Source organism: Streptomyces sp. NPDC047853 (assembly GCF_043204535.1).
Classification (GTDB): Bacteria; Actinomycetota; Actinomycetes; order Streptomycetales; family Streptomycetaceae; genus Streptomyces.
In genome coordinates, this window is sequence record NZ_JBIDCI010000013.1 from 124,896 (window position 1) to 148,623 (window position 23,728).

At 71.2% G+C, this 23,728-nt stretch carries 27 protein-coding genes; 21 read left to right on the plus strand and 6 right to left on the minus strand.

What is annotated here, in order from left to right; translation table 11 throughout:
* Positions 1-121: 121 nt before the first annotated feature.
* The gene (gene ndgR / locus ACGF5T_RS23955; RefSeq protein ID WP_053137572.1) at positions 122-838 is read right to left on the minus strand and encodes an IclR family transcriptional regulator NdgR; all 717 of its coding nucleotides are present in this window, start codon (positions 836-838) and stop codon (positions 122-124) included.
* Positions 839-1,033: 195 nt separating this feature from the next.
* On the opposite strand from ndgR, the gene leuC reads away from it, so the two are divergent.
* The 4 genes from leuC to ACGF5T_RS23975 all read left to right on the plus strand — a co-directional run bounded on the left by leuC (position 1,034) and on the right by ACGF5T_RS23975 (position 4,366).
* The gene (gene leuC / locus ACGF5T_RS23960) at positions 1,034-2,464 is read left to right on the plus strand and encodes a 3-isopropylmalate dehydratase large subunit (RefSeq protein ID WP_356610535.1); all 1,431 of its coding nucleotides are present in this window, start codon (positions 1,034-1,036) and stop codon (positions 2,462-2,464) included.
* 5 nt (positions 2,465-2,469) lie between these two features.
* The gene (gene leuD, locus ACGF5T_RS23965; RefSeq protein WP_356610536.1) at positions 2,470-3,063 is read left to right on the plus strand and encodes a 3-isopropylmalate dehydratase small subunit; all 594 of its coding nucleotides are present in this window, start codon (positions 2,470-2,472) and stop codon (positions 3,061-3,063) included.
* A 275-nt stretch (positions 3,064-3,338) separates the two neighbouring features.
* A complete protein-coding gene (locus ACGF5T_RS23970; protein WP_356610537.1) occupies positions 3,339-3,569 on the plus strand; it encodes a hypothetical protein in 231 nt (76 codons plus the stop codon).
* A gap of 137 nt (positions 3,570-3,706) precedes the next feature.
* Positions 3,707-4,366 (plus strand): HU family DNA-binding protein, encoded by a 660-nt coding sequence (locus ACGF5T_RS23975; RefSeq protein WP_366767340.1) that lies wholly within the window; start codon positions 3,707-3,709, stop codon positions 4,364-4,366.
* Positions 4,367-4,500: 134 nt separating this feature from the next.
* Here the strand turns inward: ACGF5T_RS23975 and ACGF5T_RS23980 are convergent, their stop codons facing one another.
* Positions 4,501-4,704 carry a hypothetical protein gene (locus ACGF5T_RS23980; RefSeq protein ID WP_361013020.1) on the minus strand — a complete coding sequence of 68 codons (204 nt, stop codon included), beginning with the start codon at positions 4,702-4,704 and terminating at the stop codon, positions 4,501-4,503.
* 9 nt (positions 4,705-4,713) lie between these two features.
* Positions 4,714-5,352 carry a 2-phospho-L-lactate guanylyltransferase gene (gene cofC / locus ACGF5T_RS23985; RefSeq protein WP_366767341.1) on the minus strand — a complete coding sequence of 213 codons (639 nt, stop codon included), beginning with the start codon at positions 5,350-5,352 and terminating at the stop codon, positions 4,714-4,716.
* A 143-nt stretch (positions 5,353-5,495) separates the two neighbouring features.
* On the opposite strand from cofC, the gene ACGF5T_RS23990 reads away from it, so the two are divergent.
* From ACGF5T_RS23990 to ACGF5T_RS24000, 3 genes are all read left to right on the plus strand, one after another.
* Positions 5,496-6,332: a lysophospholipid acyltransferase family protein gene (locus ACGF5T_RS23990; RefSeq protein ID WP_356610540.1), complete on the plus strand. Its 837-nt coding sequence runs from the start codon at positions 5,496-5,498 to the stop codon at positions 6,330-6,332.
* The gene (locus tag ACGF5T_RS23995; RefSeq protein WP_356610541.1) at positions 6,329-7,339 is read left to right on the plus strand and encodes an NAD(P)H-dependent glycerol-3-phosphate dehydrogenase; all 1,011 of its coding nucleotides are present in this window, start codon (positions 6,329-6,331) and stop codon (positions 7,337-7,339) included. The genes ACGF5T_RS23990 and ACGF5T_RS23995 overlap by 4 nt, the downstream gene beginning before the upstream one ends.
* A gap of 157 nt (positions 7,340-7,496) precedes the next feature.
* Positions 7,497-8,666: a D-alanine--D-alanine ligase family protein gene (locus ACGF5T_RS24000; RefSeq protein WP_366767342.1), complete on the plus strand. Its 1,170-nt coding sequence runs from the start codon at positions 7,497-7,499 to the stop codon at positions 8,664-8,666.
* 242 nt (positions 8,667-8,908) lie between these two features.
* Here ACGF5T_RS24000 and ACGF5T_RS24005 read toward each other — a convergent pair whose 3' ends face one another.
* Positions 8,909-9,142 carry an Lrp/AsnC family transcriptional regulator gene (locus ACGF5T_RS24005; protein ID WP_053137604.1) on the minus strand — a complete coding sequence of 78 codons (234 nt, stop codon included), beginning with the start codon at positions 9,140-9,142 and terminating at the stop codon, positions 8,909-8,911.
* A 227-nt stretch (positions 9,143-9,369) separates the two neighbouring features.
* Between ACGF5T_RS24005 and ACGF5T_RS24010 the strand changes: the two genes are divergently transcribed.
* Both ACGF5T_RS24010 and thiD read left to right on the plus strand, forming a co-directional pair.
* Positions 9,370-10,338, plus strand: a complete 969-nt coding sequence (locus tag ACGF5T_RS24010; protein WP_356610543.1) for a thiamine-phosphate kinase — start codon at positions 9,370-9,372, stop codon at positions 10,336-10,338.
* The gene (gene thiD / locus ACGF5T_RS24015) at positions 10,335-11,138 is read left to right on the plus strand and encodes a bifunctional hydroxymethylpyrimidine kinase/phosphomethylpyrimidine kinase (protein ID WP_356610544.1); all 804 of its coding nucleotides are present in this window, start codon (positions 10,335-10,337) and stop codon (positions 11,136-11,138) included. The genes ACGF5T_RS24010 and thiD overlap by 4 nt, the downstream gene beginning before the upstream one ends.
* A 185-nt stretch (positions 11,139-11,323) precedes the next feature.
* Here the strand turns inward: thiD and rpmB are convergent, their stop codons facing one another.
* A complete protein-coding gene (gene rpmB / locus ACGF5T_RS24020) occupies positions 11,324-11,509 on the minus strand; it encodes a 50S ribosomal protein L28 (RefSeq protein WP_004924906.1) in 186 nt (61 codons plus the stop codon).
* A 267-nt stretch (positions 11,510-11,776) separates the two neighbouring features.
* Between rpmB and ACGF5T_RS24025 the strand changes: the two genes are divergently transcribed.
* The 9 genes from ACGF5T_RS24025 to mutM all read left to right on the plus strand — a co-directional run bounded on the left by ACGF5T_RS24025 (position 11,777) and on the right by mutM (position 21,076).
* Complete coding sequence (locus tag ACGF5T_RS24025) at positions 11,777-13,522, plus strand: DAK2 domain-containing protein (protein ID WP_366767343.1); 1,746 nt, start codon at positions 11,777-11,779, stop codon at positions 13,520-13,522.
* 60 nt (positions 13,523-13,582) lie between these two features.
* Entirely contained in the window at positions 13,583-15,799 is a 2,217-nt protein-coding gene (recG, locus tag ACGF5T_RS24030) for an ATP-dependent DNA helicase RecG (RefSeq protein ID WP_356610546.1), read from the plus strand.
* A gap of 98 nt (positions 15,800-15,897) precedes the next feature.
* Positions 15,898-16,536, plus strand: a complete 639-nt coding sequence (gene rsmD, locus ACGF5T_RS24035) for a 16S rRNA (guanine(966)-N(2))-methyltransferase RsmD (protein WP_356610563.1) — start codon at positions 15,898-15,900, stop codon at positions 16,534-16,536.
* Between the two features lie 23 nt (positions 16,537-16,559).
* Positions 16,560-17,039 (plus strand): pantetheine-phosphate adenylyltransferase, encoded by a 480-nt coding sequence (gene coaD, locus ACGF5T_RS24040; RefSeq protein WP_356610547.1) that lies wholly within the window; start codon positions 16,560-16,562, stop codon positions 17,037-17,039.
* Between the two features lie 142 nt (positions 17,040-17,181).
* Entirely contained in the window at positions 17,182-18,288 is a 1,107-nt protein-coding gene (locus tag ACGF5T_RS24045) for a cell division initiation protein (RefSeq protein WP_356610548.1), read from the plus strand.
* A gap of 144 nt (positions 18,289-18,432) precedes the next feature.
* Positions 18,433-19,086: a YceD family protein gene (locus tag ACGF5T_RS24050; RefSeq protein ID WP_356610549.1), complete on the plus strand. Its 654-nt coding sequence runs from the start codon at positions 18,433-18,435 to the stop codon at positions 19,084-19,086.
* Between the two features lie 2 nt (positions 19,087-19,088).
* Positions 19,089-19,262, plus strand: coding sequence for a 50S ribosomal protein L32 (gene rpmF, locus ACGF5T_RS24055; protein WP_003951102.1), 174 nt, complete (start codon positions 19,089-19,091; stop codon positions 19,260-19,262).
* Positions 19,263-19,269: 7 nt separating this feature from the next.
* Positions 19,270-20,118 (plus strand): ribonuclease III, encoded by an 849-nt coding sequence (rnc, locus tag ACGF5T_RS24060; protein ID WP_356610550.1) that lies wholly within the window; start codon positions 19,270-19,272, stop codon positions 20,116-20,118.
* Positions 20,119-20,215: 97 nt separating this feature from the next.
* Positions 20,216-21,076: a bifunctional DNA-formamidopyrimidine glycosylase/DNA-(apurinic or apyrimidinic site) lyase gene (gene mutM / locus ACGF5T_RS24065; RefSeq protein WP_366767344.1), complete on the plus strand. Its 861-nt coding sequence runs from the start codon at positions 20,216-20,218 to the stop codon at positions 21,074-21,076.
* On the opposite strand, the gene ACGF5T_RS24070 is transcribed toward mutM, so the two are convergent.
* Entirely contained in the window at positions 21,066-21,470 is a 405-nt protein-coding gene (locus ACGF5T_RS24070) for a helix-turn-helix domain-containing protein (RefSeq protein ID WP_356610552.1), read from the minus strand. The two genes, mutM and ACGF5T_RS24070, sit on opposite strands and share 11 nt — an antisense overlap.
* A 286-nt stretch (positions 21,471-21,756) precedes the next feature.
* Here ACGF5T_RS24070 and ACGF5T_RS24075 point away from each other — a divergent pair, with 286 nt between their 5' ends.
* The 3 genes from ACGF5T_RS24075 (at position 21,757) to ACGF5T_RS24085 (ending at position 23,371) form a co-directional block, all read left to right on the plus strand.
* Positions 21,757-22,095, plus strand: a complete 339-nt coding sequence (locus tag ACGF5T_RS24075) for a hypothetical protein (RefSeq protein ID WP_356610564.1) — start codon at positions 21,757-21,759, stop codon at positions 22,093-22,095.
* A 278-nt stretch (positions 22,096-22,373) separates the two neighbouring features.
* The gene (locus ACGF5T_RS24080; RefSeq protein ID WP_366767345.1) at positions 22,374-23,132 is read left to right on the plus strand and encodes a hypothetical protein; all 759 of its coding nucleotides are present in this window, start codon (positions 22,374-22,376) and stop codon (positions 23,130-23,132) included.
* Positions 23,129-23,371 (plus strand): hypothetical protein, encoded by a 243-nt coding sequence (locus ACGF5T_RS24085; RefSeq protein ID WP_366767346.1) that lies wholly within the window; start codon positions 23,129-23,131, stop codon positions 23,369-23,371. The genes ACGF5T_RS24080 and ACGF5T_RS24085 overlap by 4 nt, the downstream gene beginning before the upstream one ends.
* Positions 23,372-23,728 lie beyond the last annotated feature (357 nt).

A 23,728-nucleotide genomic window follows, 5' to 3' on the forward strand; every position in this document is an offset into this window, starting at 1 on the left:
TCGGCGTTCCGGGATCCGTGCCGTACGACGACGGCCCCCGCGCGACGAGGGCTTCGGCCTGCGCGGAGCGGGCCCGCCGCGGCGTTGGGGCGGGCCCGCTCCGGTCGCGGACGGGACGAGGTCAGCCGGTGCGGCGCAGGGCCTCGGAGAGCCGGCCGGCGGCGTCGATGATCGCCTGGGCGTGCATCCGGCCCGGGTGGCGCGTGAGGCGCTCGATGGGGCCGGAGACGGACACGGCGGCCACCACGCGGTTGGAGGGGCCCCGCACGGGCGCGGAGACGGACGCGACGCCCGGCTCCCGCTCGCCGATGGACTGGGCCCAGCCGCGCCGCCGCACCCCGGAGAGCGCCGTCGCCGTGAAGCGGGCGCCCTGCAGCCCGCGGTGGAGGCGCTCGGGCTCCTCCCAGGCCATCAGGATCTGCGCCGAGGAGCCGGCCTTCATGGTGAGCGTGGAGCCGACCGGGACCGTGTCCCGGAGGCCCGACAGACGCTCGGCCGCGGCCACGCAGATGCGCATGTCGCCCTGGCGGCGGTAGAGCTGGGCGCTCTCGCCCGTGACGTCCCGGAGGTGGGTGAGCACCGGGCCGGCGGTGGCGAGCAGACGGTCCTCGCCGGCCGCCGCGGCCAGTTCGGCCAGGCGCGGGCCGAGGATGAACCGGCCCTGCATGTCGCGCGCCACCATACGGTGGTGTTCCAGCGCCACGGCCAGGCGGTGGGCCGTGGGTCGTGCCAGTCCGGTCGCCGCGACCAACCCTGCGAGGGTGGCCGGACCGGACTCCAGAGCGCTCAGGACGAGGGCCGCCTTGTCCAGAACGCCGACGCCGCTACTGTTGTCCATGCAACGATACTCCCGTCTCACTCTGTGAAACGCAAGTTCAATTTTCCGTGGAACCCGCCACTCTTGATGGCAAGAAGTCACAACGGCCCGTGACGAAAGGGCCTGGCGGCGGTTGCCCGGATACAGGGGTGCGGGCGCCGTTTCCTCAAGATCTCTAGTTGGGTCGGCGCCTTGTCGCCGGCCGGAGGGAAAGCGATGGGTAGGACACTCGCGGAGAAGGTCTGGGACGACCACGTCGTCCGGCGCGCCGAGGGCGAGCCCGACCTCCTCTTCATCGATCTGCACCTGCTGCACGAGGTGACCAGCCCGCAGGCCTTCGACGGCCTCCGCAAGAGCGGCCGCCCGGTGCGCCGGCTCGACCTGACCATCGCCACCGAGGACCACAACACCCCGACGCTCGACATCGACAAGCCCATCGCGGACCCGGTCTCCCGGGTCCAGCTGGAGACGCTGCGCAAGAACTGCGCCGACTTCGGCGTCCGCCTGCACCCGCTGGGCGACGTCGAGCAGGGCGTCGTGCACGTCGTGGGCCCGCAGCTGGGACTGACCCAGCCCGGCACCACCGTGGTCTGCGGTGACTCGCACACCTCCACGCACGGCGCGTTCGGCGCGCTGGCCTTCGGCATCGGCACCTCCCAGGTCGAGCACGTGCTGGCCACCCAGACGCTGCCCATGGTCCGCCCGAAGACCATGGCGATCACCGTCAACGGCGCGCTGCCGGACGGGGTCACGGCCAAGGACCTCATCCTGGCGATCATCGCGAGGATCGGTACGGGCGGCGGCCAGGGCTACGTCCTGGAGTACCGCGGCGAGGCCATCGAGAAGCTCTCGATGGAGGCCCGCATGACCATCTGCAACATGTCCATCGAGGCCGGCGCCCGCGCGGGCATGATCGCCCCCGACGAGACCACCTTCGCCTACCTCCAGGGCCGCCCGCACGCCCCCGAGGGCGCCGACTGGGACGCGGCCGTCGAGTACTGGAGGACGCTGCGCACGGACGACGACGCCGAGTTCGACGCCGAGGTCGTCATCGAGGCCGCCGAGCTGTCGCCGTTCGTCACCTGGGGCACCAACCCGGGGCAGGGCGCACCGCTTTCCGCCGCCGTCCCCGACCCGGCTTCGTACGAGGACGCCTCGGAGCGCTTCGCCGCCGAAAAGGCGCTGGAGTACATGGGGTTGGAGGCCGGGCAGCCGCTGCGGTCCATCAAGGTGGACACCGTCTTCGTAGGTTCCTGCACCAACGGCCGCATCGAGGACCTGCGGGCCGCCGCCGAGATCGTGCGGGACCGCAAAGTCGCCGACGGCGTACGGATGCTGGTCGTCCCCGGCTCCGCGCGGGTGGGCCTGCAGGCCGTCTCGGAGGGGCTGGACGTGGTCTTCAAGGAGGCCGGGGCCGAATGGCGGCACGCGGGCTGCTCGATGTGCCTGGGCATGAACCCGGACCAGCTCGCCCCCGGTGAGCGCTCGGCGTCCACCTCCAACCGCAACTTCGAGGGACGGCAGGGCAAGGGCGGCCGCACCCACCTGGTGTCGCCGCAGGTCGCGGCCGCGACGGCGGTCCTGGGCCACCTGGCCTCCCCGGCCGACCTGTCCGCCGCCGACGTCCCCACGCCCGCTGGAGTCTGAGAGTCATGGAAGCATTCACCAAGCACACCGGCCGGGCCGTCCCGCTGCGCCGCAGCAACGTCGACACCGACCAGATCATCCCCGCCCACTGGCTCAAGAAGGTGACGCGGGACGGATTCGAGGACGGGCTGTTCGAGGCCTGGCGCAAGGACGCGTCCTTCGTCCTCAACCAGCCCGAGCGGCAGGGTGCGACCGTGCTGGTCGCCGGCCCCGACTTCGGCACCGGCTCCTCCCGTGAGCACGCCGTCTGGGCGCTGCAGAACTACGGCTTCAAGACCGTGATCTCCTCCCGCTTCGCCGACATCTTCCGTGGCAACTCACTGAAGAACGGCCTGCTCACGGTGGTCCTCGACCAGAAGACCGTCGACGCGCTGTGGGAGCTGACCGACCGGGACCCCGAGGCCGAGATCACCGTCGACCTCGAGGCCCGCGAGGTGCGCGCGGAGGGCGTCACCGCCTCCTTCGAGCTGGACGAGAACTCCCGCTGGCGGCTGCTGAACGGGCTGGACGACATCTCGATCACCCTCCAGAACGAGCCCGAGATCGCCGCGTACGAGGCCAAACGGCCGTCGTTCAAGCCGCAGACGCTCCCGGTGTGAGCCCGGGGCCTCCACGGAGGCCCCACAAGGTCGAGTTTCGGCCACCCGACACCCCCGCCGTACCCCCGATCGGACCGATCGGGGGTACGGCTGTTTTCGCGGTCGGCCCCGGCCGGGTGAGTCGGACGAGTCCGTCAACGTCCCACGTTAGAGGCATGGTTGCAGGGGTAGGCAGGTAATGGAGGCGCGCCTTCCGGGGGCGCCCAGAAGGCCGTTCGAGGCGGCAGTTGCCCCCTGCGCAGGCGACAACTCGCCCCAGATGGCACAATCTGTGCATGGACCACGACGGCCAACTCGAGCTCTATACGGCGGTCGCGGTCCGGCTCAAGGAAGCGCACACAAGAGTGCGCGCACTGCAAGTCCCGGAGGGCGTACGGATGGCGCTGACCCGGAAGCTGCTGGTCATTACGGCCGCGGCCAAACACGATCTCGCCGGTGCGGCAGGGCGCCTGGATCGGTTCATCGCGGACCTCGACGAGGGGCGATTCCCCGACGAGGAAGGCTGAACGAGCCGGGACCGCCCGAGTCCGTTGCGGCACAAGGGTGATTAGCCCGTTTCGTGTTTGATTTGCGGTATATATCTGCCTAACGTGCGAAAAAGCTTGAACACATTCGTTCTGGCGATGTCTCCGAAGGGGAAGACGTGAACAAGGCGCAGCTCGTAGAAGCGATTGCCGACAAGCTGGGCGGCCGACAGCAGGCCGCCGACGCTGTCGACGCGGTCCTGGACGCCCTCGTCCGTGCAGTGGTCGCGGGTGACCGGGTCTCGGTCACCGGCTTCGGTTCCTTCGAGAAGGTCGACCGTCCGGCCCGCTACGCCCGCAACCCGCAGACGGGCGAGCGGGTTCGGGTCAAGAAGACCTCCGTACCCCGCTTCCGTGCTGGTCAGGGCTTCAAGGACCTGGTGAGCGGCTCGAAGAAGCTCCCGAAGAACGACATCGCGGTCAAGAAGGCTCCCAAGGGCAGTCTGTCCGGCCCGCCGCCCACCATCTCCAAGGCCGCGGGCAAGAAGGCCGCCGCCAAGAAGGCCACGGGCGCCGCGAAGAAGACCACGGGCGCGGTCAAGAAGACGACCGCGGCGGCGAAGAAGACCACCGCGAAGAAGACCACGGGCGCGGCGAAGACGGCGACGGCGAAGAAGGCCCCCGCCAAGAAGTCCCCCGCCAAGACCACCACCGCGGCGGCCAAGAAGACCACGGCGAAGAAGGCCCCCGCGAAGAAGACGACGGCCACGAAGGCTCCCGCCAAGAAGTCGACCGCGCGCAAGACCACCGCCAAGAAGGCCACCGCCCGCAAGAAGTAGCGGCACGCGGCCGGCGGCGTCCGGCAGGCGAACGGGCACAGGGCACATACGCGCCGGGCCGGACTCCCTCACGGAGTCCGGCCCGCGGCGTGTCCGGCGGTCACAAGGCCCGGAGCGTCACGAGGCCCGGAGCGTCAGAAGGTCTGGAGCGTCACCAGGGTGATCCGGAGGTCGGCGCCCGCGCCCTCGCTCTCGACGCGGACCCGCTGACCGGGTCGCAGCAGTCTCAGGCCCCCCGCGTCGAACGCCGCCGCGTCGAAGGGCACCGGAGTGCCGTCGTCCAGCAGCACCTGCCCGCTGCGGCTCTCGGGGTCGTACGTGTACGCGGTCGCCTGCATGCCCGCAGCCTACTGCCCGGCGATCAGCAGTCGCGCCGCCATCGCGGCCGTCCGGGGCCCCACGCCCAGTACCAGCGCGGTGCGCAGATCGTCGCCGGTGTCGACGTCCTGCCGTACGGAGTCGACCGAGTCGAGGCGCAGTTCCGCGGCGCCGGACGCGCGGTGACGGACCCGGGAATCCGTACCGAAAGCGGGGGCCAATTCACTGCCCGGCGCGGCGGCGAGCAGGGTCGTGCCGATTCCCGCCGCGTCCGGGAGAAAAGCGCGCGGGAATTGCGCGGCCGCCGTCAGTACCCGCGTCAATTCCGCCGGGCGAAGTGCGGGGAGATCGGCGTTGAGCGCGGCCACCGGGCTTGCGGGGTGTGCGGCCCGGACGAACGCCGCCCCGTGCGCCAGCGCGGCGTTGAGCCCGCCGCCCGGCTCGTCCGGAACGACCCCGGCGCCCAGTTCCGCCAGGGCCCGCCCCGCCCGCGCGTCGTCCGTGACTACTGCCACATCCGCCACCGCCGGGCAGGCCAGCGCGGCCGCCACCGTGTCCTCGGCGAAGGCGAGCGCGAGGCCGGGCCGAACCCCGTCGTGCGCGGTGTCGGACAGCCTGCTCTTGGCCCGGGCGAGGGGCTTCACGGGTACGACCAAGGTCCACTGCACGAGCGTTCCGTCCTTCTCTCGTCGCCGCCATTGTCACCCGGGAGACCCGGCGGTTCACTCGCCGGGGCGTACGGTGTTCTCGACAGACGGGCGGCCCGGGGCGACACTTGTCCGGCCCCAGGCCCTGGAGGAGAGGTGTCAGCGTGCCCCGCCGCAGAATCGGCTTCTGGTACCGCTTCGCCGCGGTGATCTGCAAACCTCCGCTGGTGGTTCTGATCAAGCGGGACTGGCGGGGAATGGAGAACATTCCGGCCGACGGTGGATTTATCACCGCCGTGAACCACAATTCGCACGTCGACCCCTTCGCGTACGCGCACTATCAGTACAACACCGGCCGCGTCCCACGATTCCTGGCGAAGAGCGGACTCTTCCGGAAGGGCTTCGTCGGCGCCGCGATGCGGGGCACCGGACAGATCCCCGTCTACCGCGAGAGCACGGACGCGCTCAGCGCCTTCCGGGCCGCGATCGACGCCGTGGAGCGCGGCGAGTGCGTCGCCTTCTACCCCGAGGGCACGCTGACCCGCGACCCGGACGGCTGGCCGATGACCGCCAAGACCGGTGCCGCGAGGGTCGCCCTGCAGACCAGGTGCCCGGTGATCCCGGTCGCCCAGTGGGGCTGCAACGAACTGCTGCCGCCGTACGCCAGGAAGCCGAACCTCCTCCCGCGCAAGACCCATCGCGTGCTCGCGGGCCCGCCGGTCGACCTGTCGCGGTTCTACGACCAGGAGATGACCGCGGACGTGCTGAAGGAGGCCACCGAGGTCATCATGGCCGCCGTCACCCGCCAGCTGGAGGAGATCCGCGGCGAGAAGGCCCCCGACACGCCCTACGACCCGCGCCGCGAGCGGATCGAGCAGCGCCGCCGCACGCAGGCGCAGTCGGGGACGGCCGAGATGGGGACCGCCCGGACGAGGACGGCCCGGTCGCGGGCGGCACAGGCACCGACGCACGGGCAGCAGGCAGAAGGGCAGAGCACGTGAGCAACCCCGTCAAGGCGGCCGTCTTCGGCACCGGATCGTGGGGCACGGCCTTCGGCATGGTGCTCGCCGACGCGGGATGCGACGTCACCCTGTGGGGCCGCCGCGCCGAACTCGCCGAGGCCGTCAACTCCACCCGGACCAACCCGGACTACCTGCCCGGGGTGGAACTCCCCGCCGGCCTGCGCGCCACCACCGACGCCGCCGAGGCCGCGCGCAACGCCGACTTCACGGTCCTGGCGGTCCCGTCCCAGACCCTGCGCGCCAACCTCGCCGACTGGACGCCCCTGCTGGCGCCCGGCACGGTCCTGGTGTCGCTCATGAAGGGCGTCGAACTCGGCTCCGCGATGCGGATGAGCGAGGTGATCGACGATGTCGCGAAGGTCGGCGCCGAGCGCATCGCCGTGGTCACCGGCCCCAACCTGGCGCGGGAGATCGCCGCCCGGATGCCGGCCGCCGCCGTGGTCGCCTGCCCCGACGCCTCCGTCGCCCAGCGCCTCCAGACCGCCTGCCACACCCCGTACTTCCGCCCGTACACCAACACCGACGTCGTCGGCTGCGAGCTGGGCGGCGCCGTGAAGAACGTGATCGGGCTGGCCGTCGGCATCGCGGACGGCATGGGCCTCGGCGACAACGCGAAGGGGTCGCTCATCACGCGCGGTCTCGCCGAGACCACCCGCCTCGGGGTCGCCCTCGGCGCCGACCCGCTGACCTTCTCCGGACTGGCCGGGCTCGGCGACCTGGTGGCGACCTGCTCCTCGCCGCTGTCCCGCAACCACACCTTCGGCACCAACCTCGGCAAGGGCATGACCCTCCAGGAGACCATCGCGGTCACCCGGCAGACCGCCGAGGGCGTCAAGTCCTGCCAGTCGGTGCTGGATCTGGCCCGCGGGTACGGCGTCGACATGCCCATCACGGAGACGGTCGTCGCGATCGTCCACGAGGGGAAGGCCCCGGTGGTGGCGGTCAAGGAGCTGATGTCGCGCAGCGCCAAGCCGGAGCGGCGCTGAGCGGTACCGGAACGGCGGCGACCCCGGGCCCCCGGCGACACTGAGCGATGCCGGATCGACGCTGAGCGACCCCGCCGCGGCACCCGGGCGACGCCCGCGCCACGCGGCCCCGCCGACGCTGTCTCGCGGCACCGCGGGCGGGTACTCTCAACGCGATATGAGCACCGAGAACCTCCCCCAGAGCCCCGAGCAGAGCCCGGAGCAGCCGCCTCGCAAGCCGCGTGTGGCCGTCGTGTTCGGCGGGCGCAGCTCCGAACACGGGATCTCCGTGGTCACCGCCGGCGCCGTCCTCGCGGCCATCGACCGCACGAAGTACGACGTCCTGCCGATCGGCATCACCCGCGACGGGCGGTGGGCCCTGACCGCCGACGAACCGGAGCGCATGGCGATCAGCGACCGCCGCACGCCGGACGTCGAGGAGCTGGCCGAGTCGACCGAGGGCGGCGTGCTGCTGCCCGTCGACCCCGCGAACCGCGAGGTCGTCTACAGCGAACCCGGCTCGGTGCCCAAGGCGCTGGGCGAGGTCGACGTCGTCTTCCCGGTGCTGCACGGCCCGTACGGCGAGGACGGCACCCTCCAGGGCCTGCTGGAGCTGTCCGGTGTGCCCTACGTCGGCTCGGGCGTGCTCGCCTCGGCCGTCGGCCAGGACAAGGAGTACATGAAGGCGGTGTTCGCCTCCTACGGGCTGAAGGTCGGCCCGTACGTGGTGATCCGGCCGCGGGAGTGGGAGCAGGACCGTTCCGCCGCCCGCAGGAAGCTCGTGGACTTCGCCGGGGAGCACGGCTGGCCGCTCTTCGTGAAGCCCGCGCGCGCCGGTTCCTCCATCGGCATCACCAAGGTCGAGGACCCCTCCGGACTCGACGAGGCGATCGAGGAGGCCCGGCGCCACGACCCGAAGATCCTTGTCGAGGCGACGCTGCGCGGCCGGGAGATCGAGTGCGGGGTGCTGGAGTTCGAGGACGGTCCCCGGGCGTCCGCCCCCGCGGAGATCCCGCCGCCCTCGGAGCACGCGTACTACGACTTCGAGGCCAAGTACATCGACTCCACGCCCGGCGTCGTGCCCGCGCCGCTCACGCCCGAGGAGACCGCCGAGGTCCAGCGGCTCGCCGTGGCGGCGTTCGACGCGGCCTCCTGCGAGGGTCTGGTGCGCGCGGACTTCTTCCTCACCGAGGACGACGAGTTCGTGATCAACGAGATCAACACGATGCCCGGCTTCACGCCGATCTCCATGTACCCGCAGATGTGGCAGGCGAGCGGTGTGAGCTACCCGGAGCTGGTGGACCGGCTGGTCCAGGCGGCGCTGCGGCGGCCCACGGGCCTGCGCTGACCGCTTCCACGCCGTGCACGACGAAGAAGGCGACCCCCTAGGGGGTCGCCTTCTCGCAGTATGATCAGCGGGTTTCCCCAGCCGGCCGCCCGCTGTCCGCAGGTGGCGGTGGCTCGTCCGCGTTCCGCCACAGCTGGTGACCGACGCGCCCGGGACGGGAACCGCCGCCGACTCGCTGTCGTCTGCTGAGGAGCAGCCGACGGCGGCGATCAGCGGTGCGGGAGCGAGCGGGCGGAAGGGGGCTAGAGATGAACGACCGGACAGGTCAGCGTGCGCGTGATGCCGTCCACCTGCTGGACCTTGGCGACCACCATGCGACCCAGGTCGTCGACGGTGTCGGACTGCGCGCGCACGATGACGTCGTAGGGTCCTGTCACGTCCTCGGCCTGGATCACTCCAGGGATCTTGCTGATCGTCTCGGCGACGGTCGACGCCTTGCCGACCTCCGTCTGGATCAGGATGTACGCCTGTACCACGGAACCTCCAGAGCGGCCACGAGGATCATGTGGGGAAAAGGAACGCCACGGTATCGCGTCGTCGCTCTCCGCGGGGAGACCCGCGGGGTGGCGGCCTCACGAGCCGTGCCGCCGCAACGACACGAGTGGACGATCACCCCGACCGCGGTGACGGTCATTTCGACCGTAACGAGGACAGAGATGACGCGCGACCGGGCACGGACAGGGACAGAAGGGGAGCCAAGGCGATGAAGGGCACTGTTGGTGAGCTCGGGGAGTTCGGGCTCATCAGGGAGCTCACCTCCCGTCTCACCACCACGCCGGCGGTCCGGGTGGGCCCCGGCGACGACGCCGCGGTGGTGGCCGCGCCCGACCGCAGGGTGGTGGCCAGTACCGACATCCTCGTCGAGGGGCGGCACTTCCGCCGGGACTGGTCCACCGCCTACGACGTGGGCCGCAAGGCGGCGGCGCAGAACCTCGCCGACATCGCCGCCATGGGTGCCGTGCCGACCGCACTGCTGCTCGGCCTGGTCGTGCCCGCCGAACTGCCGGTGGCCTGGCCGACCGAGCTGATGGACGGACTGCGCGACGAGTGCCAGGTCGCGGGCGCCTCCGTGGTCGGCGGCGACGTGGTGCGCGGCGACACGATCACCGTCTCCATCACCGCGCTCGGCGACCTGCGCAACCAGGAACCCGTCACCCGGGGCGGCGCCCAGCCCGGCGACCTCGTCGCCGTGACCGGCTGGCTCGGCTGGTCCGCGGCCGGGTTCGCGGTGCTGTCCCGCGGCTTCCGCTCACCGCGCGCCTTCGTCGAGGCCCACCGGCGTCCCGAGCCGCCGTACCACGCGGGCCCGGCCGCCGCGGGGCTCGGTGCCACCGCGATGTGCGACGTGAGCGACGGCCTGATCGCCGACCTGGGTCACATCGCGGAGGCCAGCAAGGTCAGGATCGACGTCCGCTCCGGCCAGATCGACATCCCGTCCCAGATGAACGACATCGGCCAGGCCGTCGGCGTCGACCCGATGCAGTGGGTGCTCACCGGGGGAGAGGACCACGCGATCGTGGCCACCTTCCCCCCGGACGTGAAGCTGCCCGCTCGCTGGAAGGTCATCGGTGAGGTCCTCAACCCCTCAGCGCTGCCCCAGGTGACCGTCGACGGGGCGCCCTGGACCAGCAAGGGCGGCTGGGACCACTTCGGGGACGAGGTCGAGGCATGAGGCCGCCCCTGGTCCTGACCGTGGCCGGCTCCGACTCGGGCGGCGGCGCCGGCATCCAGGCCGACCTGAAGACGATGCTCGCCCTCGGCACCCACGGCATGAGCGTGCTCACCGCGGTGACCGCGCAGAACTCCCTCGGGGTGCAGGGCGCCTGGGAGCTGCCCGTGGCGGCCGTGCGGGCCCAGTACCGCAGCGTCGTGGACGACATCGGCGTCCAGGCGGTCAAGACCGGCATGCTCTCCTCCGCGGAACTGGTCGAGACGGTCGCCGAATTGATCGGCGGCACGGACGCCCCGGCGGTCGTCGACCCGGTCGGCGTCTCCAAGCACGGGGACGCGCTGCTCGCCGCCTCCGCCCTGGACTCCGTACGCACCAAGCTGCTGCCGGTCGCCACCGTCGCCACGCCCAACCTCGACGAGGTCGCCCAACTCACCGGCGTGCGCGTCGAGTCGGACGCCGATCTGCGCCGGGCCGCGGCGGCCGTCCTGGAGTACGGGCCGCGCTGGGTGCTGATCAAGGGCGGTCACCTGCGCGGGGACGCCGTGGACCTGCTCACCGACGGCTCCGAGGAGCACTGGCTGCGCGCCCCGCGGCTGGACAACCGGCACACGCACGGCACCGGCTGCACCCTCGCGTCGGCCGTCGCCTGCGGGCTGGCCAAGGGGCAGCCGGTACCGGAAGCGGTCGAGGCGGCCAAGGCCTACGTCACCGGGGCCATCGGAGCCGGCTTCGCGCTCGGCGGCGGCATCGGACCGGTCGACCACGGGTGGGCGCTCGGCCGGGACACCTCCTGGGCCTGAGCCCGAAGCGGCCTCCTCCATGGCCCGACCGGGGAGGCCGCCGCCGGTCGACCGCGACGAGGCCGCGGCTCAGCCGCTCCGGCGGGGCCCCGGTCCGTGCGGGGACGGCAAAAAGCCGGCCCACACGAGGTGGACCGGCTTTGTGCAGCGGACCAGGCAGTGGCCGCGCGCTCAGCTGAGACGCGTCAGCGCGAGACCTTGCCGGCCTTGATGCACGAGGTGCAAGCGTTCACGCGCTTCGGCGTCCCGCCGACCACGGTACGCACGCGCTGGATGTTCGGGTTCCAGCGACGGGGCGTACGGCGGTGCGAGTGCGAGATGTTGTTGCCGAAGCCCGGCCCCTTGCCACAGACGTCGCAGTTGGCAGCCACGGGTCACTCCAAAGACTTCAGATGCACTTACGGTTGATCCCGGCATGCCGGGAACAAGAACTCGGAGTCGCGAACGATCCGGGATCTGAGTGGCGGTGCCAGGGGGATGGCCCGATCGGGATCGGGCAACCGGAGCAGCATACAACGGCTGCTCCCGTACAACGAAACTACCACGGCAGCTCAGGGGGCCGGCCCCGGCCCTCCACCGGCCGGACCCCCGCGAAGGTCTACGCTGCCGACCACGTCCAGCAGCTCAGGGAGGCGCAGGTGGCGCAGGTGCCGCAGAGGTTCTTCGACGCTCTGGCGGTACGCACCTGGTGCGGTCTCTCGCTGGAGGCACTCGGGCGGGCGCGCGAGGAGATCGACGCGATCAACGTCTACCCGGTCGCCGACGGGGACACCGGCACCAACCTGTACCTGACCGTGGAGTCGGCCGTGGCCGCCGTGGAGGCGGTCTTCGCCGCGCACGCGGTGGACGCCGGGGCGCGGGAGGCGGGCGACGGACCCTCGCTGCCCGAGACCGTGGGCGCCATGGCGCACGGCGCGCTCATCGGCGCCCGGGGCAACTCCGGGACGATCCTCGCGCAGCTGCTGCGCGGCATGGCCCAGGTGCTCACCGCCCGGGGTGAAGCCGCTCACACCGACGGCCAGGGCCTGCGTCTGGCCCTGCGGCACGCGGCCGAATCCGCCCGGCAGGCCGTGGCCCACCCGGTCGAGGGCACCGTCCTGACCGTCGCCTCGGCCGCCGCCGACGCGGCCGACGGGACGGAGGGCGACTGCGCGGAGGTGGCCCGCGCCGCCTACGAGGGCGCCGGCCGGGCGCTCGCCGAGACCCCGGGCCGGCTGCCCGTCCTGCGGCGTGCCGGAGTCGTCGACGCCGGCGGACGCGGCCTCGTGACGCTCCTCGCGGCCCTGGTGGAGACGTTCACGGGCCGCACACCCGACCCCGGAGCGGCCGTCGCGCCGCTCGCGCGCGTGACGCACGACGCCGAGGTCCCCGCGGGCGGGCACGCCGGGGAAGCCCTCGCGGGCGAGTGCGCCGGAGGAACCGCCGCGGCCGAGTGCGCCGCGGAGGAGGACGCCGGGGACGGACCCGCCTTCGAGGTGATCTACCTGCTGGAGGCGGAGGACGCGGCCGTGGCACGGCTGCGGCAGCGGCTCGACGCCCTCGGGGACTCCCTCGTCGTCGTCGGCGGCGACGGCCTGTGGAACGTCCACGTGCACGTCGACGACGCGGGCGCCGCCGTGGAGGCGGGCGTCGAGGCCGGGCGGCCGTACCGCATCCGGATCACCCACTTCGGGCACGGGGACGTGCACACCACCGGGAGCGGGCGCCCGCCACAGGAGCGCACCCAGCGCGCGGTGGTGGCCGTCGTGCCGGGGGAGGGGCTCGCCGGGCTGTACGCCGGGGCCGGCGCGACCACCGTCCTCGCGCGCCCGGGGGAGCCGCCCGCCAGCGGGGAGCTGGTCCAGGCCGTACGGCGGGCGCACGCGCGCGAGGTCGTGCTGCTGCCCAACGACGTCGAGCTGCGCCACACCGCCGCCGCGGCGGCCGAACAGGCGCGCACCGAGGGCGTCCGGGTGGCCCTGATCCCGACCCGCTCCGCCGTCCAGGGCATCGCCGCGCTCGCCGTGCACGAGCCCGGGCGCCGCTTCGACGAGGACGTGGTGGCGATGACCTCGGCGGCCGGCGCCACCCGCTACGCCGAGGTCGCCGTCGCCGAACGGCAGTCCTGGACCACGGCCGGCATCTGCCAGGCCGGTGACGTGCTGGGCCTCGTCGACGGTGACGTGGCCGTGATCGGCGCGGACGTCACGGTGGTCGCCGTGACCGTCCTGGACCGCATGCTCGCGGCCGGCGGCGAGCTGGTCACCCTCGTCCTCGGCGACGAGGCCCCCGAGACCGTCGCCGCCCACCTGGAGGCCCGCGTCCGGGAGGCGTACCTCGCCGTCGACACCGTGGTCTACCGGGGCGGCCGGCAGGGCGCGCCGCTGCTCATCGGCGTGGAGTAGCGGGCCCGTCCCCGGCGTTCGCGGGGAGGTGCGAGGTCATTGTCAGTGGCGTGGTGTGCAATGGATCTCGTGCCCGCACTGCGAGAACCCCTGAAGAAGGTGCTCGGCCCCGCCACCGCGAAGGTGATGGCCGAGCACCTCGGCCTGCACACCGTCGGCGACCTCCTCCACCACTACCCCCGCAGATACGAGGAGCGCGGCCAGCTCACCCACCTCGCCGACCTGCCGATGGACGAGCACGTCACGGTCGTCGCCCAGGTCGCCGACGCCCGCCTGCACACCTTCGCCTCGTCGAAGGCCCCGCGGGGCAAGGGACAGCGCCTGGAAGTGACCATCACGGACGGCCACGGCCGCCTCCAGCTGGTCTTCTTCGGCAACGGCGTGCACAAGCCGCACAAGGAGCTCCTGCCGGGCACCCGGGCGATGTTCGCGGGCAAGGTCTCCGTCTTCAACCGCCGGCTGCAACTGGCCCATCCGGCGTACGAGTTGCTGCGCGGCGGAGACGACGACGATCCGGCCGAGAGCGTCGAGTCCTGGGCGGGCGCCCTCATCCCCCTCTACCCGGCCACCGCCAAGCTGGAGTCCTGGAAGATCGGCAAGGCGGTCCAGACGGTGCTGCCCAGCGCCCAGGAGGCCCTCGACCCCCTCCCCGACTCCCTGCGCGAGGGCCGGGCGCTGGTCTCCCTCCCCGAGGCCCTCCTGAAGATCCACCGCCCGCACACCAAGGCGGACATCGACGACGCCCGCGCCCGCCTGAAGTGGGACGAGGCCTTCGTCCTCCAGGTCGCCCTGGCCCGCCGCCGCCACGCCGAGACCCAGCTCCCCGCCGTCCCCCGCAGACCCCGTCCGGACGGCCTGCTCACCGCCTTCGACGACCGCCTCCCCTTCACCCTGACCGACGGCCAGCAGAAGGTCTCCCGGGAGATCTTCGACGACCTGGCCACCGACCACCCGATGCACCGGCTGCTCCAGGGAGAGGTCGGCTCCGGAAAGACGATGGTGGCCCTGCGCGCCATGCTCGCCGTCGTCGACGCGGGCGGACAGGCCGTGATGCTGGCGCCCACCGAGGTGCTCGCCCAGCAGCACCACCGGTCGGTCGTCGAGATGATGGGCGAGCTGGCCGAGGGAGGCATGCTCGGCGGCGCGGAGCACGCCACCAAGGTGGTGCTGCTCACCGGCTCGATGGGCGCCGCCGCCCGCCGCCACGCCCTGCTCGACCTGGCCACCGGCGAGGCCGGCATCGTCATCGGCACGCACGCGCTGATCGAGGACAAGGTGCAGTTCCACGACCTGGGGCTGGTCGTCGTCGACGAGCAGCACCGCTTCGGCGTGGAGCAGCGCGACGCCCTGCGCGGCAAGGGCAAGCAGCCCCCGCACCTGCTCGTCATGACCGCCACGCCGATCCCGCGCACCGTCGCGATGACGGTCTTCGGCGACCTGGAGACCTCCGTCCTGGACCAGCTCCCGGCCGGACGCTCGCCGATCGCCAGCCACGTCGTCCCGGCCGCCGACAAGCCGCACTTCCTGGCCCGCGCGTGGGAACGCGTCCGCGAGGAGGTGTCGGGCGGCCACCAGGGATACGTCGTCTGCCCCCGCATCGGCGACGAGGACGAGGCACCGAAGAAGGGCGCCGAGCGGCCCGCCGACGGCGACGCGGAGAAGCGGCCCCCGCTGGCCGTCCTCGACGTCGCCGAGCACCTGGCGAAGGGACCGCTCCAGGGGCTGCGCGTCGAGGTCCTGCACGGCCGCATGCAGCCCGACGACAAGGACGCGGTCATGCGCCGCTTCAGCGCCGGGGAGACCGACGTCCTGGTCGCCACCACCGTGATCGAGGTCGGCGTCAACGTCCCCAACGCCACCGCGATGGTGATCATGGACGCCGACCGCTTCGGAGTCTCCCAGCTGCACCAGTTGCGCGGCCGCGTCGGCCGGGGCTCGGCCCCCGGGCTGTGTCTGCTGGTCACCGAGATGCCCGAGGCGAGCCCGGCACGCCAGCGCCTGGCCGCCGTGGCCGGCACCCTCGACGGCTTCGAGCTCTCCCGCATCGACCTCGAACAGCGCCGCGAGGGGGACGTCCTCGGGCAGGCCCAGTCCGGCGCCCGCACCTCGCTGCGGGTTCTCGCCGTCATCGAGGACGAGGAGATCATCGCCGAGGCGAGGGAGGAAGCGGCGGCGGTGGTGGCCGCCGACCCGGAGCTGACCGGCCTGCCCGCCCTCCGGACGGCCCTGGACGCCCTGCTGGACGAGGAGCGGGAGCAGTACCTGGAAAAGGGCTGAAGGCTCCCGCCCCGAGCGACGCGGGCACCGCCCGACCGGCCGCGACGGACCCGAGCCCGCCGCGCAGCACGAGCCACCCACCCCTCTCGCCTGCCAGACTGAACGGAACACACACCCAGGAACACACACCCCACGACCAAGGACCCAAGATGACCCGCGTGATCGCCGGCATCGCCGGCGGACGTCGCCTGGCCGTCCCGCCGGGGACCGGCACCCGGCCCACCTCCGACCGCGCGCGCGAGGGCCTCTTCTCCACCTGGCAGTCCCTGCTCGGCGGCCCGCTGGACGGCGAGCGGGTCATCGACCTGTACGCCGGGTCCGGTGCCGTCGGCCTGGAGGCGCTGTCCCGGGGCGCGGGGCACGTCCTGCTCGTCGAGGCCGACGCCCGCGCCGCCCGCACCGTCCGGGAGAACGTGAAGGCGATCGGCCTGCCCGGCGCCGAGGTCCGGGCGGGCAGAGCGGAACAGATCATCCGTACCCCGGCCCCCGCCGAGCCGTACGACATCGTCTTCCTGGACCCGCCGTACGCCGTCTCCGACGACGATCTTCGGGAGATCCTCCTCACACTCCGTACGGAGGGGTGGCTCACCGGGGACGCGCTCGTCACCGTGGAGCGCAGCACCAGGGGCGGCGATTTCCGGTGGCCGGACGGCTTCGAAGCGATCCGGGCCCGTCGCTACGGCGAGGGAACGTTTTGGTACGGTCGCGCCGCCTCTACGTGCGAAGACGCACGATGACACCGGAGAGCGAGGGAACTCAAGTGCGCCGCGCCGTCTGTCCCGGGTCGTTCGACCCGATCACCAACGGACATCTCGACATCATCGCCCGTGCCTCCAGCCTCTACGACGAGGTCTACGTCGCGGTGATGATCAACCAGGCCAAGAAGGGCCTGTTCGAGATCGAGGAGCGGATCGACCTCATCCGCCAGGTCACCGCCGAGTACGGGAACGTGCGCGTGGAGTCCTTCCACGGCCTCCTCGTCGACTTCTGCAAGCAGCGCGAGATCCCCGCCATCGTCAAGGGCCTGCGCGCGGTCAGCGACTTCGACTACGAGCTGCAGATGGCTCAGATGAACAACGGCCTCTCGGGCGTGGAGACCCTCTTCATACCGACCAACCCCACCTACAGCTTCCTGTCGTCCTCCCTGGTCAAGGAGGTCGCCACTTGGGGCGGCGACGTCTCCCACCTGGTCCCGCCGCTGGTCCTCGACGTCCTCACCGAGCGCCTGAAGAAGGACTGAGAGCGCCCCGCACGGGACCCGGGCGCACCTCTCGCGGGTCCCGGGGGCTGACAACCCGTCACCCGGTGTCCCCGGGAGACCCCAGGGTCGTACAGTCGTCCCGTCCGTCTCCAACACAGCTGTAGAGAGTGGCGAGCACACGGTGGACGTGCAGAAGAAGCTCGACGAGATCACGGCGATGGTCTCCGGCGCCCGCGCCATGCCCATGTCGGCCTCGTGCGTGGTCAACCGCGCCGAACTGCTCTCCCTGCTGGAGGACCTGCGCGCCGAGCTGCCCGGCTCCCTCGCCCAGGCCCAGGAGCTGATCGGCGACCGCGAGCACATGGTCGCCCAGGCCCGCCAGGAGGCCGACCGGATCATCGAGAGCGCGCACGCCGAGCGCGGTTCGCTGATCTCCGACACCGAGGTCGCCCGCCGCTCCCAGGCCGAGGCCGACCGGATCCTCGCCGAGGCCCGCCAGGAGGCCGAGGAGGTCCGCGCCGAGGCCGACGACTACGTCGACTCCAAGCTCGCCAACTTCGAGGTGGTCCTCACCAAGACCCTCGGCTCCGTCGGCCGCGGCCGCGAGAAGCTGCTCGGCACCGGACCCGGCCTCGACGAGAACGGCTACGAGGACGAGGACGCCCCCGAGCGCAGCCACGACCCGGAGACCCTGCGCCGAGACGCCGACACCTACGTGGACACCAAGCTCGGCGCCTTCGAGGCGGTGCTGGCCAAGACCCTGGACGCCGTCGGCCGCGGCCGCCAGAAGCTGCACGGCCGGATCGCCAGCGACGACCTCGGTGCCCTCGCCGACGACGCCACCACCGTCCAGCACTCCAGCGACGCCGACTACCTCGCCGGCCTCGCGGCCCTCTCGGACGCCCCCGCCGAGCAGCCCCGGCAGCGCGAGTACGGCGAGCAGCAGCCGGCGGCGGCCCAGGCCGTGCCGGAGATGCCGGCGCAGCAGCCCGCGTACGGCTACGCGCAGCAGCAGCCCGACCCGTACGCGGACTACCAGCAGACCTACGGCGGCCAGCAGGACCCGTACGGCTACCAGCAGCAGACCGACGCCTATGCCTACCAGGGCTACGAAGCCCACCAGCAGGCGTACGACGGGCAGCAGGGCTACGCCCAGCCCCAGCAGCCGCAGCAACCCCCGCAGCCTCCTCAGGCTCAGCCGCAGGCCCTCGACGAGACCAGCCTCTTCGACACCAGCATGATCAGCGCCGAGCAGTTGCGGGCCTACGAGCAAGGACGCGGTCTCTAGGGGCGTCGGCCGCAGGGGTCCGGATTGGGCCGACAGCGCATGGTCCAGTATCCTGGCTCTTCGGTCGCGTGTACGTCCGCGATCGACGCTGCCCGGGAACACCTCAGGGCGGCACCCCCCAGCAAGGAAAGACCGAAAGCAGGAATGGTTCTGAACGCGCGCCTCGACCACCGCGACCCCCTCGTGTTCGACACGCACGAGCTGGGACGGCGGCCCGGTGCGCTGCAGCGCCTGACCCGCACGGTCGACGCTCCCCGGGACCTCGGCCTCCAGGGAGTCATCGGAGTGCCGGAAGGCGCTCCGGTGGAACTCGATCTCCGGCTCGAGTCGGTCATGGAAGGGGTGCTCGTCACAGGCACCGCCCGTGCCAAGGCCGAGGGGGAGTGCGTAAGGTGTCTGGAGCCGCTCGAGCAGCAGCTCGAAGCGGACTTCCAGGAGCTGTTCTCGTACCCTGACGCCGACGACCGGGGCCGCCCTGCGGCGGAACCGGGCGACGACGCCGAGGACGACGAGGACAGGCTCTTCATCGAGGACGGACTGATCGGCCTCGAACCCGTGCTGCGTGACGCGGTGGTGCTCGCACTGCCGATGCAGCCGGTGTGCCAGGAAGACTGCCAGGGTCTGTGCTCCGAGTGCGGAGTGCGCCTGTCGGACGACCCGGACCACCACCATGACGCCGTCGACATCCGTTGGGCGGCATTGCAGGGACTCGCCGGTTCACTCGAAGACGGCGAGAAGGACGAGATGAGCGGCGACGGGCCAGAATCCGCGGACGCCGCCGAGAAGCAGGAGAAGTAGCCGTGGCTGTTCCGAAGCGGAAGATGTCGCGCAGCAACACGCGCCACCGCCGGTCGCAGTGGAAGGCTGCGGTCCCCACCCTGGTTGCGTGCGAGCGCTGCCACGAGCCCAAGCAGCAGCACATCGCGTGCCCGTCTTGCGGCACTTACAACAAGCGCCAGGTCCTCGAGGTCTGAGCGGCTGGTGAGAGGCACTGTGTCAGTCCCCAAGAAGGCGGAAGACGCCAAGGCGGACCCACCCGCCAAGAAGAAGGCGGACACCCAGGCCTCGTCCCACACGCTTCTGGAAGGGCGGCTCGGCTATCAGCTCGAGTCCGCCCTTCTGGTGCGTGCGCTGACCCACCGTTCCTACGCGTACGAGAACGGCGGTCTGCCGACGAACGAGCGGCTGGAGTTCCTCGGTGACTCCGTCCTCGGCCTCGTCGTCACGGACACGCTGTACCGCACCCACCCCGACCTGCCCGAAGGCCAGCTGGCCAAGTTGCGGGCCGCGGTGGTCAACTCGCGTGCGCTGGCGGAGGTGGGCCGCGGGCTCGACCTGGGCTCCTTCATCCGGCTCGGCCGGGGTGAAGAGGGCACGGGCGGCCGGGACAAGGCATCGATCCTCGCCGACACCCTCGAAGCGGTGATCGGCGCGGTCTATCTCGATCAGGGCCTCGACGCGGCCTCCGAACTGGTGCACCGCCTGTTCGACCCGCTGATCGAGAAGTCCTCGAACCTCGGCGCCGGCCTGGACTGGAAGACCAGCCTCCAGGAACTCACCGCGACCGAAGGGCTCGGTGTCCCCGAGTACCTGGTCACGGAGACCGGCCCGGACCACGAGAAGACCTTCACTGCTGCCGCCCGCGTCGGAGGCGTCTCGTACGGCACCGGCACCGGCCGCAGCAAGAAGGAGGCGGAGCAGCAGGCCGCGGAATCCGCGTGGCGGGCCATCCGGGCCGCGGCGGACGAGCGCGCCAAGGCGACGGTGGCCCAGTCGGTTGCCGAAGCGGCGGACCTGCCAAGCGCAGACGCCCCGTCGGCCTCCGCCTGACCCGTCAGTTCCACCTGTTGCACGGCACGTCCCGAACGCCCGCCCCTCACCCGGGGCGGGCGTTCGGTTCGTCCACCGGACCGTCCGAGGGGATGCCATGCCCGAGTTGCCCGAGGTCGAGGTCGTACGGCGCGGCCTGGAGCGCTGGATCGCCCACCGCACCGTCGCCGACGCCGAGGTGCTGCACCCGCGCGCGGTACGCCGGCACATCGCCGGCCCCGACGACTTCGCCCACCGCCTGGAGGGCCACCGCATCGGCACGCCGAGCCGCCGCGGCAAGTACCTGTGGCTGCCGCTGGAGGACACCGGTCAGGCGGTCCTCGCGCACCTCGGGATGAGCGGCCAGCTGCTGGTCCAGCCGCACGAGACCCCCGTCGAGAAGCACCTGCGCGTCCGCGTCCGCTTCACCGACTCCCTCGGCACCGAACTCCGCTTCGTCGACCAGCGCACCTTCGGCGGCCTCTCCCTGCACGAGACCACGTCCGACGGGCTGCCCGACGTCATCGCGCACATCGCCCGCGACCCCCTCGACCCGCTCTTCGACGACGAAGCTTTCCACCTGGCGCTGCGCCGCAAGCGGACCACCATCAAACGGGCGCTGCTCGACCAGTCGCTCATCAGCGGCGTCGGCAACATCTACGCGGACGAGGCCCTGTGGCGTTCCCGCCTGCACTACGAACGCCCCACGGCGACCTTCACCCGCCCCCGTACCACCGAACTCCTCGGCCACGTCCGGGACGTGATGAACGCGGCCCTCGCCGTCGGCGGCACCAGCTTCGACAGCCTCTACGTCAACGTGAACGGCGAGTCCGGCTACTTCGACCGGTCGCTCGACGCGTACGGCCGGGAGGGTCTGCCGTGCCGTCGCTGCGCGACACCGATGCGCCGCCGGCCGTGGATGAACCGCTCCAGCTACTTCTGCCCGAAGTGCCAGCGTCCGCCGAGGATCATCCTGTAGGGGTCCGCCGGGCGTCGTACCGCTCCCGCGAGGCCAGCACCTCGTCCATCCGCCCCTCCAGGCACTGGATGAGCGCGATCAGCCGCTCGGCCACCGTACGCCCCAGGTCCGTGAGCTCGTAGTCCACGCGGGGCGGATTGGTCGGCTGGGCCTCGCGGTGCACCAGGCCGTCACGCTCCAGGGCGTGCAGCGTCTGGGCCAGCATCTTCTCGCTGACGCCGTCGACGCGGCGCCGCAACTCGTTGAAGCGCAGGGTGCCCTCGAACAGCGCGCCGAGCGTCAGCGCGCCCCAACGGCCCGTGACGTGCTCCAGGGTGCCGCGCGAGGGACAGGCCCTGGAGAACACGTCGAACGGCAGGTCCTGCTCTCCCGTGCGCTCCTGCGTGGTCGACATACGACAAAGCGTACGTGAGCGCAGCGCTGTGCCGCGGGTTGCGCTGAGCGGGGGACAGGGCCCGTGGACGTGCGGTCGGTGTCCGGAATGCCGGGGGAGCGCGGCCGTGCCACGCTGAGAGAACGCCGCCCGGCTGTGAGCCTTCAGCCGGCCGGACGGCCCCGCCTCCCGAGGGCCCGAGGAGTCCACCATGCCCCGTGACGCCGCCCCATCAGCAACCGCCGGAGCCGGCCCACGGCCCGGGCACGCCCCCGTCTCGGGGACGACCGTTCTCGCCGCAGCATTGATGATCTTCGGTGGCGCGATGGCGATCTTCGAAGGGATCGCCGCCATCGCGGAGGACGACCTGTTCGTCGCGACGCGCCACTACGTGTTCGAGTTCAGTCTCGCGGGCTGGGGCTGGGTGCACCTGATCCTCGGCATCGTCATCGTGGTCGCCGGGTGCGCCGTGCTCGGCGGCGCGCTGTGGGCCCGCTTCCTCGGCGTGTTCGTGGCAGGGCTCGGCGCGATCGCCAACTTCCTCTGGGTCCCGTACTACCCGCTCTGGGCCCTGACCCTGGTCGCCGTCAACCTCTTCGTCGTCTGGGCCCTGTGCACGGGCATGCACAGGGAGGCCCACGCCTGACGGCAGACATGCCGGGACGCGCCGGAGGACCGGGCGGGCCCGGGCGGTGCGGGTCCGTGGCCCGGGGATGTCTCAGTAGCCGAAGAAGTGCGGGAGCACCTCTTTGACATGCGGCTTTGTACGCGATCAACGCTGTGACCTGCTGTTGAGCCGTCAACGGTTGTCAGCGTTGGTTGCCCTTGTGCGCCCTCGTACGGCCCGGAGACGGCCCAGAGTGGGGCTACTAAGCAGCAGCGAATAGACGGCCGGGACAGGTGTCTCTCATCTATCTTGGTGCGATGCCCATGTCCAACTCGGCTGTGCAGAAGCTTGGCAAGCGGCTTGAGCTACCTGAAGCGGTGTCAGAGGAGGATCTGACCCTCCTTGAGGATCTCCTAGTCGACTACAGCGAGCTGCTGACGTCAGCTCGCGGAATCATCGATGAGCTGTGCGACATCGTTGAGTGGCCGCTAGGTGTCACGCACCGTCTTAAGACGACTGACACCCTGATCCAGAAGCTTCAGCGAGCGAAGGCGCGCGGGTCGAGTACGAATCTCGCTCGAATACAGGACATCGCAGGCATTCGCGTCTCGGGCCGGCTCACTCTAACGGAGCAGGATCGCCTTGCGGATCTAGTGGTGGAGCGCTTCGAGCACCAGGGACACAAGTGCTCGATCAAGGATCGCCGCGAGGACCCCATGGTCGGTTACAGAGCCCTTCACGTGATCATCTCCCTCAGTGGTAGGTACGTCGAGGTTCAGATCCGTACGGTTGGGCAAGACCTATGGGCGAACGTCTTCGAGCGCATGGCTGACATCTTCGGTCGGGGCATCAGGTACGGGGAACCTCCGGAGTACGGTGACAAGGCGGTGACAGACATCATCGCCAGCATGGAGAAGTTCTCGGCTACTCTGTATGGGTTGGAGAGGGACGTTGCTGCAAGCGTCATCTCCGGTCGCGAACGGGAAGCTAGCCTGGCCCACCTTGACTCAGTGCTGGTGGCGCTGCGGGAAATCTTGCAGGAGATCGAAGACGTCAAGGGGAGGTCGGTTACATGAGGGATCTGAAGCACTTCCTGCTTGCCTACAACCGCCACACAGGCGAAACGGACGTCCGGCAAGAGTTCCCTGCGTCTGAGGCCCGAGCGGCGCTGCGCGCTAGGTTCCAGCTTGAGAGGGAACTGAGGGGTCAGGACATCGAGATCGTCGTCCTCACTGGATCTTCGCTTGAAGGGTTGAGGAAGACGCACTCGCGCTACTTTGGTGGAGCGGCCAACCGGGATCTCGTCACCGTCTAGCCTGACCTGCGGTTTTAACGGAGCGTAGTTACTTGCGGTCGCCGATCTGGTGACCCGGGCTACGCTCCGTCGCTATGCTGACCTACGGTCACGGAGCGTAGCCCGGGTCACCAGATCGGCGAGGGTGAAGTCCCCATTCTTTGCCAGGTCTTGACTTTTAGTCTCGGCGAGGCGCCCCATGCGCGCGGTCGGCGGAGCGGCTTTGGGCTGGAGCTGCTTTGGGGCGAGTGATCTTGGCCCCGTAAGCTTCCGGCGAGTCGGGCAGTCTGTTGACCTGCCCGTTAAAGCACGACGTTGGGGCCAAGATCTTAGAGGCTCGCCCCAAAGTGGCTGCCTAAAGCCGTGGAGCCGACCGCC